Origin of the sequence: Amycolatopsis sp. NPDC098790, assembly GCF_044759945.1 — a bacterium.
Classification (GTDB): Bacteria; Actinomycetota; Actinomycetes; order Mycobacteriales; family Pseudonocardiaceae; genus Amycolatopsis.
In genome coordinates this window covers 2019074-2034161 of the sequence record NZ_JBIWAI010000002.1, presented here as the reverse complement: position 1 = coordinate 2034161, position 15088 = coordinate 2019074, and the positions used below count along the sequence as shown (strand labels likewise).

13 protein-coding genes are annotated in these 15088 nt (G+C 70.4%); 7 read left to right on the top strand and 6 right to left on the bottom strand.

Annotated features, from left to right (window positions below; translation table 11 throughout):
- Window positions 1–4: 4 nt before the first annotated feature.
- The 4 genes from ACIQWX_RS23105 to ACIQWX_RS23090 are packed head-to-tail and all read right to left on the bottom strand — an operon-like array spanning window position 5 to window position 4485.
- Complete coding sequence (locus ACIQWX_RS23105) at window positions 5–1480, bottom strand: flavin-containing monooxygenase (protein WP_400874472.1); 1476 nt, start codon at window positions 1478–1480, stop codon at window positions 5–7.
- Window positions 1477–2322, bottom strand: coding sequence for an SDR family NAD(P)-dependent oxidoreductase (locus ACIQWX_RS23100; protein WP_400874469.1), 846 nt, complete (start codon window positions 2320–2322; stop codon window positions 1477–1479). The genes ACIQWX_RS23105 and ACIQWX_RS23100 overlap by 4 nt, the downstream gene beginning before the upstream one ends.
- On the bottom strand, window positions 2306–3196 hold the full coding sequence (locus ACIQWX_RS23095) for an alpha/beta fold hydrolase (RefSeq protein WP_400874466.1): 891 nt from the start codon (window positions 3194–3196) through the stop codon (window positions 2306–2308). Before ACIQWX_RS23095 ends, ACIQWX_RS23100 begins: the two co-directional genes overlap by 17 nt.
- The gene (locus tag ACIQWX_RS23090) at window positions 3193–4485 is read right to left on the bottom strand and encodes a cytochrome P450 (protein ID WP_400874463.1); all 1293 of its coding nucleotides are present in this window, start codon (window positions 4483–4485) and stop codon (window positions 3193–3195) included. Before ACIQWX_RS23090 ends, ACIQWX_RS23095 begins: the two co-directional genes overlap by 4 nt.
- An 84-nt stretch (window positions 4486–4569) precedes the next feature.
- Between ACIQWX_RS23090 and ACIQWX_RS23085 the strand changes: the two genes are divergently transcribed.
- Both ACIQWX_RS23085 and ACIQWX_RS23080 read left to right on the top strand, forming a co-directional pair.
- On the top strand, window positions 4570–5151 hold the full coding sequence (locus tag ACIQWX_RS23085) for a TetR/AcrR family transcriptional regulator (protein WP_400874460.1): 582 nt from the start codon (window positions 4570–4572) through the stop codon (window positions 5149–5151).
- A 115-nt stretch (window positions 5152–5266) separates the two neighbouring features.
- Window positions 5267–6310, top strand: coding sequence for an alcohol dehydrogenase catalytic domain-containing protein (locus tag ACIQWX_RS23080; RefSeq protein WP_400874457.1), 1044 nt, complete (start codon window positions 5267–5269; stop codon window positions 6308–6310).
- Here the strand turns inward: ACIQWX_RS23080 and ACIQWX_RS23075 are convergent.
- A complete protein-coding gene (locus ACIQWX_RS23075) occupies window positions 6307–7278 on the bottom strand; it encodes an SEFIR domain-containing protein (RefSeq protein ID WP_400874454.1) in 972 nt (323 codons plus the stop codon). The two genes, ACIQWX_RS23080 and ACIQWX_RS23075, sit on opposite strands and share 4 nt — an antisense overlap.
- A gap of 258 nt (window positions 7279–7536) precedes the next feature.
- Here ACIQWX_RS23075 and ACIQWX_RS23070 point away from each other — a divergent pair, with 258 nt between their 5' ends.
- The 5 genes from ACIQWX_RS23070 to ACIQWX_RS23050 all read left to right on the top strand — a co-directional run bounded on the left by ACIQWX_RS23070 (window position 7537) and on the right by ACIQWX_RS23050 (window position 14139).
- Window positions 7537–8103, top strand: coding sequence for a TIR domain-containing protein (locus ACIQWX_RS23070; RefSeq protein ID WP_400874451.1), 567 nt, complete (start codon window positions 7537–7539; stop codon window positions 8101–8103).
- A gap of 3 nt (window positions 8104–8106) precedes the next feature.
- Window positions 8107–9741, top strand: coding sequence for a CATRA system-associated protein (locus ACIQWX_RS23065; protein WP_400874448.1), 1635 nt, complete (start codon window positions 8107–8109; stop codon window positions 9739–9741).
- Complete coding sequence (locus ACIQWX_RS23060) at window positions 9738–10403, top strand: hypothetical protein (RefSeq protein ID WP_400874445.1); 666 nt, start codon at window positions 9738–9740, stop codon at window positions 10401–10403. Before ACIQWX_RS23065 ends, ACIQWX_RS23060 begins: the two co-directional genes overlap by 4 nt.
- Window positions 10403–13510: an ATP-binding protein gene (locus ACIQWX_RS23055; protein WP_400874442.1), complete on the top strand. Its 3108-nt coding sequence runs from the start codon at window positions 10403–10405 to the stop codon at window positions 13508–13510. The genes ACIQWX_RS23060 and ACIQWX_RS23055 overlap by 1 nt, the downstream gene beginning before the upstream one ends.
- 65 nt (window positions 13511–13575) lie before the next feature.
- Window positions 13576–14139, top strand: a complete 564-nt coding sequence (locus ACIQWX_RS23050; RefSeq protein ID WP_400874439.1) for a dihydrofolate reductase family protein — start codon at window positions 13576–13578, stop codon at window positions 14137–14139.
- Window positions 14140–14180: 41 nt separating this feature from the next.
- On the opposite strand, the gene ACIQWX_RS23045 is transcribed toward ACIQWX_RS23050, so the two are convergent.
- The gene (locus tag ACIQWX_RS23045; protein WP_400874436.1) at window positions 14181–14855 is read right to left on the bottom strand and encodes an Asp23/Gls24 family envelope stress response protein; all 675 of its coding nucleotides are present in this window, start codon (window positions 14853–14855) and stop codon (window positions 14181–14183) included.
- Window positions 14856–15088 lie beyond the last annotated feature (233 nt).

The window sequence follows — 15088 nt, the reverse complement described above, 5'->3', positions numbered from 1 at the left end:
GGCGTCATGCGCTCAGTCTGCCCGCTCCCGCCTTCCGTCGCGAGAACCGCAGCGCGCCGTCGTCGATCCGGCCGTGCCGCAGCTTGACGACGTCGTGCGCGTAGCTCATGCCGAGCTGCCACGGCGCCCGCGAGCCGGCCTTCGGGAACTCGTCGATCGACCGCAGCACGTACCCGGCGTCGAAGTCGAGCAGCGGCCGCTCGGTGACCGCCGGGTCGTCGTTGACCGGGACGGCCTGGTCGTAGCCGTGGCGGTCGAGGTGGCGCAGCAGCCGGACGACGTACTCGCCGACGAGGTCGGCCTTGAGCGTCCACGACGCGTTCGTGTACCCGATGGTGAACGCGAAGTTCGGCACGCCGCTGAGCATCATCCCCTTGTACGCCATGGTTTCCGGCAGCTTGACCGGATCGCCGTCGACGACCAGGTCGATGCCGCCGAAGGCCAGCAGCCGCAGCCCGGTGGCGGTGACGACGACGTCCGCTTCGAGCTCGTCGCCCGATTCGAGCCGGATGCCGGTCTTCGTGAAGGTCGCGATCCGGTCGGTGACGACCGAGGCGTCGCCGCGCTTGATCGACCGGAACAGGTCGCCGTCCGGCACCAGGCACAGCCGCTGGTCCCAGGGCTGGTATCGCGGCTTGAAGTGCGTGTCGACGGCGTACCCGGGCGGCAGCTGCTTCATCGCCGCCTTGCGGATCATCGCCTTGACCACGCCCGGGCGGCGCCGGCTGAGCTGGTAGATCAGCGTGCTCACGGCGACGTTCTTCCACCGCGCGATCGGGTACGCCAGCTTCGGGCCGAGCAGCCCGCGCAGCCGGTTGGCCAGCGCGTCTTCCGACGGCAGCGACAGGATGTAGGTGGGGGAGCGCTGCAGCATGGTGACGTGCTCGGCGCGGTCGGTCATCGCCGGTACCAGCGTCACGGCGGTCGCGCCGCTGCCGATCACGACGACCTTCTTGCCGGCGTAGTCGAGGTCCTCGGGCCAGTGCTGCGGGTGCACGACGGTGCCGCCGAAGTTCTCGAGGCCGGGGAACTCCGGGGTGTGGCCGCCGGCGTAGTCGTAGTAGCCGCTGCAGAGGTAGAGGAACTTCGCGGTGAACTCCACGGGCTGGCCGTCGTGCGTCGCCTCGACCGTCCACAATGCGTCCTCTGTGGACCATGCGGCGCGGATCACCTTGTGCCCGAACCGGATGTGCCGGTCGATGCCCGCGTCGGTCGCGGTGTCCCGGACGTACCGCAGGATCGACGGGCCGTCCGCGATGGCCTTCGCGTCGGTCCACGGCCGGAACCGGTAGCCGAGGGTCTGCATGTCCGAATCGGACCGGACGCCCGGGTAGCGGAACAGGTCCCACGTGCCGCCGATGGCGTCGCGGGCCTCGAGGATCGCGTAGGTCTTGCGCGGGAACGCGGTCCGCAGGTGGTGGGCCGCGCCGACGCCGGACAGCCCGGCGCCGACGATCAGGACTTCGACGTGCTCGGTCATCGGACGGCCTCCGTCCGCCGCGGGCGCCTCATCACGCGCGAGAGCACGGCGTTGTAGTGGGTGGGGGTGATGCGGGCGAGCGCGTCGAACAGGTAGGCGTCCGGGCCGACCAGGATGCGAGCCTTGCCGCGGTCGACGCCGGCGTGGATGATCGCCGCGGCCTTGTCCGGCGACGTCATGGTCATGGCCTCGAACTGGGCGGCCATCTGCTCCTTGGTGCGACCCAGGCCTTCGGGGTCGCGGCGCATCCGGGCGTTGCGCGCGATGTTCGTCGTGATGCCGCCCGGGTGCACGGTGATCGCGCGGACGGCGGACCCGTGCAGCTCCTGCCGCAGCGACTCGGTGAAGCCGCGGACGGCGAACTTCGCGGCGCAGTACGCGCTCTGGTTCGGCATCCCGAGCAGGCCGAACACGCTGGAGGTGTTGACGATCGCGCCTTCGCCCTGCTCGACGAGGATCGGCAGGAACGCGCGGGTGCCGTGCACGACGCCGCGGAAGTTGATGTCGTGCAGCCAGTCGTCGTCCTCGATCACCGCGTCGAGGACGGTGGAAGTGACCGCGACGCCGGCGTTGTTGAACACCGCGGCCAGCGGTGCCGGGAGCCAGTCCTTCACTTCCGCCGCGAACTTCAGCTGGTCTTCGGCGTCGCGGACGTCGAGCACGCGGGTCAGCACCCGGCCGTGCAGGGCGGCGGCAGTCGCCTTCAGACCGTCCTCGTCGACGTCGGCCAGCGCGACCGGGGAGCCGAGCCGGGACAGGCGCGTGGCCAGCGCGCGACCGATTCCGGACGCCGCACCGGTGATCACCACCGGGCGGCCGGTGAGGCTACGGGGCCGTGACATCGCTGCTCCTCGCGTGCTTGTCGATGAGGTCGAGGATCGTCGGCCACGCGCCTTCGGGCAGGTCGTGGCCCATGCCGGACACGGTTTCGAGGCGGGCGCCCGGGATCGCGCGGGCGGTCGCGGCGCCGCCGGTGGGGTGGACCATCCGGTCGCGGTCGCCGTGGACCACCAGCGTGGGCGCGGTGATCTTGCGCAGCAGCGGGGTCCGGTTGCCCGACTTCATGATCGCGGCGAGCTGGCGGCCCACGCCACCGGATGTCGGGTCGCGGTCCCAGCCCGTCCCGGCCAGCTCGCGCACGAAAGCCTCGTCGAACGGGAAGCCGTGGGAGCCGATGTGCCGGAACATCCGGATGGCGCTTTCGACCGCTTCTTCGCGCGACTTCGGCGGCTTCGCGCCCATCATCCGCAACGTCGAGAGCGCGGGGCGGCCGAGCAGGCGCGACCCGGTCGTCGACATGATCGACGTCAGGGTGCGGATCCGGTCCGGGTACCGGGCCGCGACCGTCTGGGAGATCATGCCGCCCATCGAGACGCCCGCGATGTGCGCGGTTTCCAGGTCCAGGGCGTCGAACAGGCCGATCGTGTCGGCGGCCATGTCGAGGAGGTCGTACTGCTGCGCGGGGAACCGGCCCGCGAGCATGCCGAGCAGGCTCGGCGGCCGGAAGCGCGGGTGGGTCGAGCGCCCGGTGTCGCGGTTGTCGAACCGGACGACCTCGAAGCCGCGGTCGGCGAGCTGCGCGCAGAAGGCGTCCGGCCAGCTGTGCAGCTGCTGGCCGAGCCCGGCGACGAGGACGAGCGGGTCGGCGCCGGCGTCCCCGATCCGTTCATAGGCCAGGGAAACGCCCCGCCCGACGTCGGCGATCTGTTCGGTCACTGCTCTCCTCCGGTGCTCCGGCGGCGCACGACCGCGCGGCCGCCCTTGGCGGGTGCGTAGGCCACGCCCCGCGAATGCCAGCGTTCGCCGGGCTCGGTTGTCGGGACCAGCGTGAAGTCCCGCAGCAGCGTCCGCAGCACGACGGTCATCTCCATGGTCGCGAAGGCGGCGCCGAGGCAGCGGCGCGTGCCGCCGCCGAACGGGATCCACTGGTACAGGTCCGGGCGTGCGCCCTCGAAGCGGTGCGGGTCGAACGCTTTCGCGCGCGGGAAGACCGCGTCGTCGTCGTGGATCAGCGCGATGCTGACCAGCACGTTGTAGCCCTTCGGCAGGGTCCAGCGGCCGAGCCGGAAGCCGTCCTGCTTGACCTGGCGGGCGGTGAGGTCGATGACCGGGCGGGTGCGCTGGACCTCGAGGACGGTCGCGTCGAGAAGGCCTTCGTCTTCGGTCAGTTCGCGCAAGATCGCCGGATGCCGGCGGAGGCGTTCGACGGCCCAGGCGAGCGTGGTCGCCGTCGTCTCGTGGCCGGCGGTGAGGAGGGTGAGGAGCTGGTCGGCGATCTCGTCGCGGCTGAGCCCGGACCCGTCGTCGTAGCGGGTCTGCAGCATCATCGAGAGGACGTCGTCTTTCTGTTCGACGCGGGCCTTGGCGATGAGCCGGTCGACGATCGCGTCGTACTGGCGGCGCATCCGTTCGAAGCGGCGCCACGGGTTGAAGCGGCCCTTCTTCGGGATCGGCGCGACGGCCAGCCGCGAGCCGAGGGTGACGAACGGCGGCAGCAGTTCGCGCAGCTCGGCGAACTCGGCTCCCTCGGCACCGAACACCGCGCGCAGGATGGCGTTGAGCGTGATCCGCATCATCGACGGCAGCGTGGCGAACGCTTTTCCGTCCGGCCAGGTCGCGAGCTCGCGGACGGTCTCCTCTTCGACGATCTTCTCGTAGGCCGCCAGCCGTTTTCCGTGGAAGGGCGGGACGAGGAGCTTGCGCTGCCTTCGGTGCTCGTCGCCGGAGAGCGCGAACATCGAGTGCGGCCCGAGCACGCGACCGAGGTTGACTTCGAGGTTGTCGACGAGGTCGGGGCCGGAGGTGAACAGCTGCTTGATTTCGGCGGGATCGCTGAGCACGACGGCGTGGCCGAAGATCGGCACGTTGACGGTGAAGGCGTTCCCGTACCGCTCTCTGAGCCGCCGCATGCCGCGAAGGGGTCGCGTCAGCGCGTAGGCGCCTTGGATCGCGCGGGGCGCGGTCGGTCCCGGCGGCAGTGTCACCGCGCTTGTCATGGTCGTCATCGACCCTCCCGAGAGGTGGTACGCGAGCGTACCGTCGGTACGGTACGCCGGTGTACCATCCGGGTTCAAGAGGGAGGCGATAGCGTGACTGCTGTGGACGTCGACATCCGCCGGCAGCGGCTGCTGGACGGCCTGGCCGCCTCGATCACCGAGGGCGGCTTCCGCGACACGACGGTCGCCGACGTCGTCCGCCGCGCGCGCACGTCACGCCGCACTTTCTACGAGCACTTCTCGAGCCGTGAAGAGTGCCTGATCGCACTGCTCGCGGACGCGAACCGCGCGATGATCCAGCAGATCTCCGACGCGGTCGACGCGGACGCACCGTGGGCGCTCCAGGTGCGCCAGGCGATCGAGGCGTGGATCGCGTGCGCGGAGTCGGAGCCGGCGATCACGCTGAGCTGGATCCGCGACGTCCCGGCGCTGGGAGCGGCGGCCCGGGATCTGCAGCGCGACGCGATGGAGGGGTTCATCGCGATGACGCAGAAGCTGACGGACACCCCGGCACTGCGCGCGGCGGGCATCAGCCCGCCGTCCCGCCAGACGGCGATCATCCTGCTGGGCGGGCTGCGTGAGCTGATCGCGACGACCGTGGAGGACGGCGGCCGGGCCGGCGACGTCACCGAGGTCGCGGTGCGGGCGTCGATCGCGTTGCTCGGGCCGGCCTGATCCCGGGCGGGTCCGACCCAGGTCTCAAATTGCGACAGCCGGGCGGCTTCCCCGGCCCTAGCGTCGAAAGCGGCCGAGCCCGGCCACGCGAGCCGGGCGGCCGACGGAGGCGACGATGAAGGCGCTGGTCTACCACGGTCCGGGCGCGAAGGCTTGGGAAGACGTCCCGGACGCCGTCGTCGAAGAGCCGACCGACGTGGTCGTGCGCGTCGACACCACCACCATCTGCGGCACCGACCTGCACATCCTGCAGGGTGACGTCGCCGCGGTCACCGACGGCCGGATCCTCGGGCACGAAGCCGTCGGCACGGTGACCGCCGCCGGGGAGGCCGTGCGCGCGTTCGCGGTGGGGGACCGGGTGCTGGTTCCGGCGATCACGCAGTGCGGGCGCTGCGAGTACTGCGGGCGCGGGATGCCATCGCACTGCCAGACGGTCGGCGGGATCGGCTGGATCTTCGGGCACCTCATCGACGGCACGCAGGCCGAGCTCGTGCGGGTCCCGTACGCGGACACGTCGTTGTACGCGGTGCCGCCGGAAGTCACCGACGAGCAGGCGATCTTCCTGGCCGACTCGCTGCCGACGGGCTACGAGGTCGGCGTGCTGGCCGGCCGCGTCCGCCCGGGCGACGCGGTGGCGGTGGTCGGCGCCGGCGCGGTCGGCCTGGCGGCGATCCTGACGACAGGCCTGTGGGGCGCGGCGAAGGTGATCGCGGTGGACTCCGACAAGTTCCGCCTGGAGAAGGCCCTGGAGTTCGGCGCGACGGACGCGTTCGAAGCCGGTCCGGGTGTTCTGGAGGACGTCCGGGGCCTGACCGACGGTCTGGGTGCGGACGTGGCGATCGAAGCGGTCGGCTACCCGGAGACGCTCCGGACGGCGGCGTCCCTGGTCCGCCCGGGCGGCCGCATCGCGAACATCGGCGTCCACGGGGTGCCGGTCGAGCTGCCGATGCAGGAGATGTGGATCCAGAACCTCACGCTGACGATGGGTTTGGTGGACACGGTGTCGATCCCGACGCTGTTGAAGATGGTGGCGTCGGGCCGCATCCCGGCCGAGCGCATGGGCACCCACCGGTTCACGTTCGCGCAGCTGGAGGAGGCGTACGAGGTGTTCGGCAACGCGGCCGCGAACTCGGCGCTGAAGGTGGTGATCACGCCTTAGGTGACGGTCGGGTCCCCAAGGCCCAGTTCGGGCGGCCGCCCCCGCCGCGCGACGACGACGGCCGACGAGCCGAATGGGGACGCGGAGACGCCCGGCCGCGACATCTCGAGCCGCAGCACCCGGGCACCGGTGACATCGACGTCGATGGTCGCCGGCTTCCCGGCGGCGACCTCGTGCTCGGACCGCGGCGTCCCGTCGAGCACCACGCGGAACCGCCCGACCTGGAAGGGATCCCGGGCATCGTCGAGCACACCGGCGACGGTGGTGAACCGCCGGTAGTGGCCGCCGAGGTCGAGTTCGACGAAGCCGGGCCCGGTGGGGGTGGGCGTGGCGGGCCGCAGGACGATGCTGTGTTCGTAGGTCACGTCGTCGATCGCCGCGGCGCCGCGGCGCACCCCTTGGCTGGCGCAGGTCCACGGGAGTTCGTTCGCGAGGATGGGCTGCGGGTCCGCGGTCCCGTCGAGCCACCGGCCGCGCGGCGGCATCGGGTGCTTCCCCCGTCCGGTGATCGCGGCCAACAGGTCTTCGACACCCTCGTCGGTGACCTGCGTGATCTCGTACCGCGTCATCGAGTACGGGTTGAGGAACGCGGGAATGTCGTCGATCGATCCGCCGGGCAGGACGACCGGCAGGATGCGCCGGGTGCCGTCTTCCATGTCCTTGGTCATCTTGTTGCGGAGCATGGCGCTCTCGTACTGGGCACCGCGCCCTTCGTCGGGTGGCGCGTCACCGTCGGCGCGGGCCCGGTACAGGGGAGAGGCGACGGCGATGACGAAGTCGGCGGCCTTGAGGTGCCGGGTGGCCCACAACGACCAATCGATGCGGCTGCCGTCGTACCACTGGTCGAGCACGACCTCGAGGCCGATCCGGCTGCGCAGGAAGGTCGCGAACCGCCGGACCTGTGCCTTGTGCTCTTCGGAGTCGTGCGAGTAGCTGAAGAACACTTTGGGCGCTTCGGCCTCGGTCATCGGTTTCCCCTCGGGATCGGTCGGTGATTCACCGATCCGGGAGATCGGTATTCCGGAAAGACTTCGCCGCGTGGTGCGCGGCTTGGTCAGTCATCTATCCGGATGCCGATGATTTGTCAAGATGCATTCCTCGGTGGTACTTGAGGTGTGGCCAGTTATTGTCCTGTATCTGTCAGGTTTCGCGCCTTCTTCGTTGGCGTGTGGCGGATCTAGGATTGCATCCGCCTGGTGGGGAGCGGTGAAGGAGCGTCGGCACGCGTGTACGAGTACGACGTCTTCATCAGCTACCGGCGCACTGCGAGCGACATATCCGAGTGGATTCGCCACCATTTCCACCCGCGTCTGTCGGAAGTGCTCGACAACAACCTCTACGACGACGTCAAGATTTTCTTCGACGACCAGGTGCGCACCGGCGACAGCTGGCCGGACGAACTGAGCTCGGCGCTCTTGCGCTCGCGCGTGCTGGTGCCGGTCTGCTCCCCGAAGTACTTCCGGGACGAGCTGTGCCTGGCCGAGTGGTACTCGATGGCGGAGCGCGAGGCGCTGGGCGGCGGGCGGCCGCTGATCTACCCGGTGATCTTCTGCGACTCGCAGCACTTCCCCGACTGGGCCCACGCGCGCCGCCCGCGTGACCTGCAGCAGTGGAACCACCCGTTCGAGCACTTCCAGACCACGCCGGCCTACCTCGACTTCAACCAGCAGATCAAGCAGATCGCCGTGGAGCTGGAGGAGCTCATCGAACGGGCGCCGGAGTGGCGGGACGACTGGCCGGTGCGCACCCCGGCTCCAGGGCCGCCGCAGCGGGCACGAAGGCCGAGGTTCTGACGGATGCCGGGAACGATCTTCACCTTCTACTCCTACAAGGGCGGGGTCGGCCGGAGCTTCACCCTGGCCAACATCGCCGTACTGCTCGCCCGGTGGGGACACCGCGTGCTCTGCCTGGACTGGGACCTCGAAGCCCCGGGCCTCGGCGACTACTTCCGGCCGCGCCTGCCCGCGCGGCCGAGCGGTGGCGTCGTCGACCTCGTCGACGACTTCCGGCAGGGGCGGTTCAGGCCGGAGGCGCACGTCCAGCGGCTGGCGGACGTCGGTGTCCTCGACTTCCTCGCCGCCGGCCGCGAAGAGTCCGGCTACGTCGCGCAGGTGCAGGCGATCGACTGGGACCGCCTGTACGACGACGGGTTCGGCGAGTACCTGGAGAAGTGTCGCGAGCAGTGGGTCGCACGCTACGACTTCGTCCTGATCGACAGCCGCACCGGGATCTCCGACATCGGCGGGATCTGCACGGCGCACCTGCCGGACCACCTCGTTCTGCTGTTCACTGCGAACCGGCAGAGCATCCTCGGCGCCATGGAGGCCGCCCGGCGCGCCGACGCGGCACGCAACCTCCTGCCGTTCGACCGGGCGCGGCTGACCGTCCTGCCGGTGCTTTCGCGGTTCGACAACCGGGAGGAGTACGACCGGTCCGAGACGTGGCGCGGCATCGTCGTGGACGAAACGGCCGAGCTGTACCGGACCTGGCTCGACCAGACGGTCGAGCCGGCGACGATGGCTCGTCACCTGACGTTGCCGTACGTGTCGTACTGGAGCTTCGGCGAGCAGTTGCCGGTGTTGTCGGAGCAAACGCCGAGCGCCGACCAGATCGGGTTCGCCCTCGAGACCGTCGCCGCGGTGGTTGCCAGCCGGCTCGATCGCACTGACCTGCTGGCCGAGAACCGCGACGCGTACGTGGCCGCGGTGCGCACGAGCCGGCGGGAGTTCAAGCACGATCTGCGCGTCAGCATCCCGCGTCCGCTGGTCGACACCGCGGACGACCTGGTCGACGCGCTGAAGAAGCAGGGCGTCCGGGTGGTGAAGTCCCTGTCCGGGGACCGGTCCCTGCTAGCTCGCAGCGAGGACGACGCACGGCATCTGTGCCTGCTCGTCGACGGCAAGGTGAGCCGCTGGCAGTCCGCGGAGGTCGAGCTGTTCCTGCACCGCACGCTCGGCCAGGACCGCCGCGTGATCCCGGTGCTCACCGCGGGCACCGACGCGGCCGGGCTGCCCGGTTACGTCGGCAATCTCCGGTACGTGAGACTCGGCGGCTCGCGCGGCGTGGACGAGGTCGCGCGCGACCTGGCCGGTCAGCTGAAGGGGTTCACGTCCCTCGCCGATACCGACGAAGACGTCGACCTCGCCGCGCTGCTCGGCGAGGCCCGCGGAGCCCGGCTGCGCCCGTCTCGCTGGGACCTGGTGGACGAGCTGGTGACGGCTCTGCAGGCAGCGGTCGGCGCGGGCGACGGCGGCCGCATCCGCGAGCTGGCGGCGGACCTCGCGGTGGTGACGAAACCCCGCGCCCCCGACGGCGACGGCCACCACGCGGTACCGCCGGGGGTCCGCCAGTCGATCGACTGGCTCCTGCGCACCCTCGACGCCCGCGCCCGGACCACGACGAAACCGAACCACCGGAAGGATCTCGGATGACCGACCGCTTGGGACACAAGCAGACCGCGGCGATGTTCACGCTGATGGTGCTGGGCCGGGAGGTGTCCAACCAGGAACTGCAGGAGGTCGTCGGGTTCACCCTCACCGGCAAGGACCGCACGAACCTGAACAAGCTGGGGTACGTCGAGAGCGAGCCGACCGGGCCGAGGAAGAGTTTCGTGCACCAGCTGAGCGACAGCGGGTGGGCTTGGTGCGAGGAGGAGCTCGCGGTGGGGAACCCGCCCCCGCCCCGGGGGCAGAGCACGCTGGCTTCGGCCATGTACGTGCTGCTGGGTGGCCTGAACGACTACCTCGTGCGGGAGAACAAGCGGCTGTTCCACGTCTTCGGTCCGGCCGAGGCGCAGCCCGAGGCCGCGCCGACAGCCGGGGAGACGTCGGCAGGCGACCTCGAAGAGCGCATCCGCGTCGCGTACCGCGAGCTGGTCAAAGAACCGCGTGGCTGGGTCGGGCTCGTGGACTTGCGCCCGAAGCTCGGCGCGCCCGCGGCGGAGGTCGACGCCGTGCTCAAGAAGCTGAGCAGCGCCGGAAAAGTGCACCTCGTCCCGGAGGACAACCGCAAGGCGCTCACCGCGGCCGACCACGAGGCGGCGATCCGCATCGGCGGTGAGGACAACCACCTGCTCTCGATCGAGGCCCTGTGATGGACGAACTCGCAGCGTTGGCGGCACTGAGCTTCGACTGGGCGGACACCCCCGACCACGTCTGGCGGGACTCGCCCTACCACGTCGACGGCCTGCACGCCGACGCTCTCGCCGCGATCGACACGGGTATCCGGGACGCCGTGACCAGCGACGGTCCCAGCCCGATCGGGCTCGTCCTGCGCGGCCTCAAGGGGGTCGGCAAGACCCACTTGCTGGGGCTGGTCCGCCGCCAGGTGCACCGTGCCCGGGGCTACTTCTTCCTCGACGACGTCACCGCCGCCGAGGCGTTCTGGGAGAACACGGCCGAGGCGCTGCGACGCGGGCTGGCCCGCCAGGACGATTCGGGCGAGTCGCAGCTGAAGCGATTCCTGCTGCGCGTGTGCCTGCGAGCTCACGTCAACGCCGAGGTGGAAGCGAGGATCCGGCGCGGGCGCGGCCTCACCGTGGACGACGTCGAGGCTTTCATCGAGGGCATCGAAGCCCTCGACGAGACGGTCGCGACCGAGTGCGGGGACACCGCGCGCGCCCTCGTCCTCATCGCCAGCAAGGACCGCGGAGCCAGGTACATCGGCGAGGATTTCCTGGACGGGGACACCGAGCTCACCTCGGAAGCCCGGCAGTGGAACATCTACTCGCGGCCGAAACCCTCACGTGTCCTCGTCGAGGAGATCACCCGGCTGCTGGCCCTGACGGGGCCGGTCGTGATCGCCGTGGACCAGCTCGACACCCTCGTCTCGCGGTCGATGAAGCTCACGCGGGAGATCGGGGACAGCGCCGAGGAAGACCTCCTCGTGGCGCAGATCGCCGACGGGTTGATGGGACTGCGGGAGATCACGCGGAAGACTCTCACCGTGGTTGCCTGCCTGCCCGGCACGTGGGACCAGCTCAGGCGAAAGGCTGCGGGCACGGTGCCGGACCGTTTCCGCGAGTCGGTCACGCTCGGCCGGATCATCGACGCCGAAGTCGGCCGGGCCCTGGTGGCGAAGCGGCTGGGGGTGGCTTACCAGGCGATGGGATTCACTCCGCCGCACCCGACGTGGCCCGTCGCGCCGGTGGCTTTCGCGGAACCTTGGGAGCAGTGGACGCCGCGGCAGTTGTTGAAGCGCATCGGTGCGCACATCGAATTGTGCCTCCGTGCGGGACAGGTCCAGGAGCTGACCTCCTTCGACGAGAAGGCCGTCGTGCCGGTCGCACCGGTGCGCACCGCGGTCGAGACCGATCGCTTCGCCGACCTCGACGCCGAGTTCGAGAAGCTGCAGGCGGAAGCGGAACCCGAGAAGCTGCTCGCCGAGAAGACCGTGGACAAGGCCATGCCGGACCTGCTCTCCGCGGCCCTGCGGTGCTGGGTCACCGAGGTCGGGGACGACGACATGGAGTGGTCGTGCGAGCGCCAGAACGGGCGGAGCGAGGTCCACGCCTGGCTCACCCGCACCCTCGACGAGGCCGCGGACCTGCAGGAGCACTGGGCGTTCCGGGTGATCGCCGCCCGGGATCCGCGGGCCGCGCTGAGCCGGTTCCGGAAGGCCCGTTCCGCGGCGGGGCAGTTGCAGGGCGCGGACAACCGGCACCTCGTCATCCTGCGGGACGCGTGGGGACGCGGGGCCAAGACGCGCGAAGAAGTCGAGAAGTTCACGACCGCGGGTGGCAAGACGATCCCGCCGAGCCCGGCCGATGTGAAGACCTTCTGGGCCCTGCAGAAGATGCTCGGCAACGGGGGCCGCGAACTGCACGAGTGGCTGATCGACCGCCGCCCCGCGAGCAGGTCCGAGCTGTTGTCCGCCGTTCTTCCGGAGAAGCCGTCGGGGCAGCCCTCCGAAGGGACGCACCCGCCGCCGGCGGCAGTGACCACGGTGGCAGGTGCACCGCCTGCTGACGGGGAGATCACCCTCGGGACCGTCGTCGGGTCGGGGGAGCCCGTTCGGATCGAACTCTCCGCCCTCCGCAAGCATGCCGCGGTCTTCGCCGGGTCCGGTTCCGGGAAGACCGTCCTCCTCCGGCGGATCGTCGAAGAATGCGCTCTCCTCGGCGTCTCCGCGATCGTTCTCGATCCGAACAACGACCTCGCCCGGCTCGGCGACCCGTGGCCCGAACCACCGGACGGCTGGAAGAACGACGACGCCCAGCTGGCCAAGCGGTACCTCGCCGAGACCGACGTCGTCGTCTGGACGCCGGGACGCGCCACCGGGCGGCCGCTCGCCTTCCAGCCCCTCCCGGACTTCGCCGGTGTTCTCGACGACTCCGACGAGTTCGCCGCCGCCGTCGAAGTAGCCGTTGCCACACTTGCTCCCCAAGCGCGGCTCACCGGGAGCACCGCCAAGACGAACATCGGGCTCGCCGTGCTGCGGCAGGCCGTCGTGCGGCACGCGCGCACCGGGTCGCGCAGCCTGCCCGCACTCATCGACCTGCTGACCGAGCTGCCCGAGGACGTCAGCAACCTCAACGACGCCCTGCGCATCGCGGCCGGGCTCGCCGAGGTGCTCAAGGCGGCCATGGTCAACGACCCCCTCTTCGCCGGCGGTGGCGAGCCGGTGGACCCCGGCGCGCTGCTCACCCCGGCGGAAGGCAAGCGGGCGCGCGTGTCGGTGATCAGCTTCGTCGGCTTGCAGGCGGAGGAGCAGCGGCAGAACTTCGTCAACCAGCTGCAGATGGAGCTGTTCGCCTGGATCAAGCGCAATCCCGCGGGGGAGCGGCCGCTGGGTGCGCTGTTCGTGATGGACGAAGCCCAGACGATGGCCGCGTCCGGGACGCTGACGGCGAGTACCCGCAGCACGATCGTCCTCGCCTCGCAGGCTCGCAAGTACGGGCTCGGCCTGCTGTTCGCCACCCAGGCGCCGAAGGGGCTGCACAACCAGGTGGTCGGCAACGCGATGACGCAGTTCTTCGGCCGCCTGAACAGCCCGGCCCAGATCGCGGCGGCCAACGAACTGGCGCGCGCCAAGGGAAGCCCGGTCGCGGACATCTCCCGCCTGGAGCGCGCGCAGTTCTACGTGGCGGGGGAGGCGTTCGGGTTCCGCCAGGTGGCGACGCCGCTCTGCCTGTCCCACCACCCGGCCAGCCCCCTGCGGCTGGAGGAGGTGATCGCCCGGGCGCGCGAAGAACAGGAGTAGCGGCCTGTCGATCCGGAGGCTCCTCGTTCGACGCACCGGTGTAGCCCACCGAGGAGGGATCCGCGATGACCGGACCGATCAGGTTGTACATGTCGATGTCGCTCGACGGCTTCGTGGCCGGGCCGGACGACCGGCCGGGCCAGGAGATGGGGCGTGGTGGGTTCCGGCTGTTCGACTGGCTGGACGACCGGCACGGCGACGGGCCGAGCGCGCAGGTCTACGCCGAAGCACTGGCGACCGGCGCGCTGATTTCCGGACGGCGGACCTTCGAGCTGGCCGGCCGCTGGGGCGGCGACCACCACGACGGCGTCCCCATCCACGTGCTGACCCACCACGTCGACCCGTCCGACACGCCGCCCGGGAGCGCGCGGTTCTTCACGGATGTCGTTGCGTGCGCGGAAGAAGCGCGCGCGGCGGCGGGCGGGCGCGCCGTCATGGTGCACGGTGCCGGTGCCGCGCAGGCGTTGCTGAAGGCGGGATTGCTGGACGAGGTGGAGCTGCACGTGGTGCCGGTGCTGCTCGGCGGCGGCCGCCGGTTGTTCGGGGCGGGGGAACAGGTCGAGCTGGACCTCGTCCGGCAGCTGACCGACCGCGACGTCCTGCACCTGCGCTACCAGGTACGCCGCTGAGCGGTCCCGGGGCGCGCGGAACCCCGGGACCGGACCGGAGATCAGTCGGCGTCGGGGAAGTGGATGTCGGCGACGTGGACGTCCACCGAGGCCACCTCCAGGCCGAGGTACTCCTCGACCGCCTCGATCACCTGGACGCGGATCTGCTCGGCGAGCGTCTTGACCGCGCGGCCGAACTCGACGACCAGCGTCACCGCGATCGTTGCGACTTCGCCCTCCACCTCGACCGACGTGCCCGCCTCGTCGAGCTCGTGCACGCCCTCGGCTCCGCGGGCGACCCGGACGACGATCTTGCTGACGACGCCGTCGGCCACCGTCGTGCTGCCGCGGGTGCCCGCGGCGGGGCGCGACGTCTCCTCCTCGACGGCGACCGGCGTCTCGATCTCTTCTTCCTCGGCGACGGCCGGGACTTCGGCCTCCTCCGAAACCGCTTCCCCGGTGTCCTCGTCGGACTCCGACGACTCCGACGACTCCGAGGGCTCCGACGTCTCAGCGGCCTCGTCGGTCTCCTCGGCGGCGTCCTCTTCGGAGACGGCGCCTTCGGTGGTGTCCTCTTCGGTCTCGACTTCGGCGGTGTCCTCGGCCGGCTCGACGGTCTCGGTGCCCGTCGTGTCGGCGTCGACGGTTCCGGTCGCGGTGGTGCCGTACTCGTAGGTCTCTGAACTGGGCGTTTCGTTCTGGGCGCGACCGAAGATGCTGTTGATGACGTCGGACATGATTTCCCCTTTTCGGGATCGTCGACTGCGGATGGGGGACGAGCAGACGGCGACATGATAGGGGGAGACCGGTGATCCACGTCACCGGGTCCGGGCTTCGAGACTCGCTTGTGTCCCAACGGATACCCGTTGACTGGACCACTGATCACCCAGCGTCAGGCCGGGTTCGCCGGTCCGTGATCGCGGGCCCGGAATGGCGTCCGGGAATTGTCCACTTTCCGGCGTCGGGACAA

Excerpts from the sequence above, each read along its gene's own strand:
- ACIQWX_RS23105 (WP_400874472.1), bottom strand. The coding sequence starts at position 1,480 with ATGACCGAGCACGTCGAAGTCCTGATCGTCGGCGCCGGGCTGTCCGGC.
- ACIQWX_RS23100 (WP_400874469.1), bottom strand. The coding sequence starts at position 2,322 with ATGTCACGGCCCCGTAGCCTCACCGGCCGCCCGGTGGTGATCACCGGT.
- ACIQWX_RS23090 (WP_400874463.1), bottom strand. The coding sequence starts at position 4,485 with ATGACGACCATGACAAGCGCGGTGACACTGCCGCCGGGACCGACCGCG.
- ACIQWX_RS23080 (WP_400874457.1), top strand. The coding sequence starts at position 5,267 with ATGAAGGCGCTGGTCTACCACGGTCCGGGCGCGAAGGCTTGGGAAGAC.
- ACIQWX_RS23075 (WP_400874454.1), bottom strand. The coding sequence starts at position 7,278 with ATGACCGAGGCCGAAGCGCCCAAAGTGTTCTTCAGCTACTCGCACGAC.
- ACIQWX_RS23065 (WP_400874448.1), top strand. The coding sequence starts at position 8,107 with ATGCCGGGAACGATCTTCACCTTCTACTCCTACAAGGGCGGGGTCGGC.
- ACIQWX_RS23060 (WP_400874445.1), top strand. The coding sequence starts at position 9,738 with ATGACCGACCGCTTGGGACACAAGCAGACCGCGGCGATGTTCACGCTG.
- ACIQWX_RS23055 (WP_400874442.1), top strand. The coding sequence starts at position 10,403 with ATGGACGAACTCGCAGCGTTGGCGGCACTGAGCTTCGACTGGGCGGAC.
- ACIQWX_RS23050 (WP_400874439.1), top strand. The coding sequence starts at position 13,576 with ATGACCGGACCGATCAGGTTGTACATGTCGATGTCGCTCGACGGCTTC.
- ACIQWX_RS23045 (WP_400874436.1), bottom strand. The coding sequence starts at position 14,855 with ATGTCCGACGTCATCAACAGCATCTTCGGTCGCGCCCAGAACGAAACG.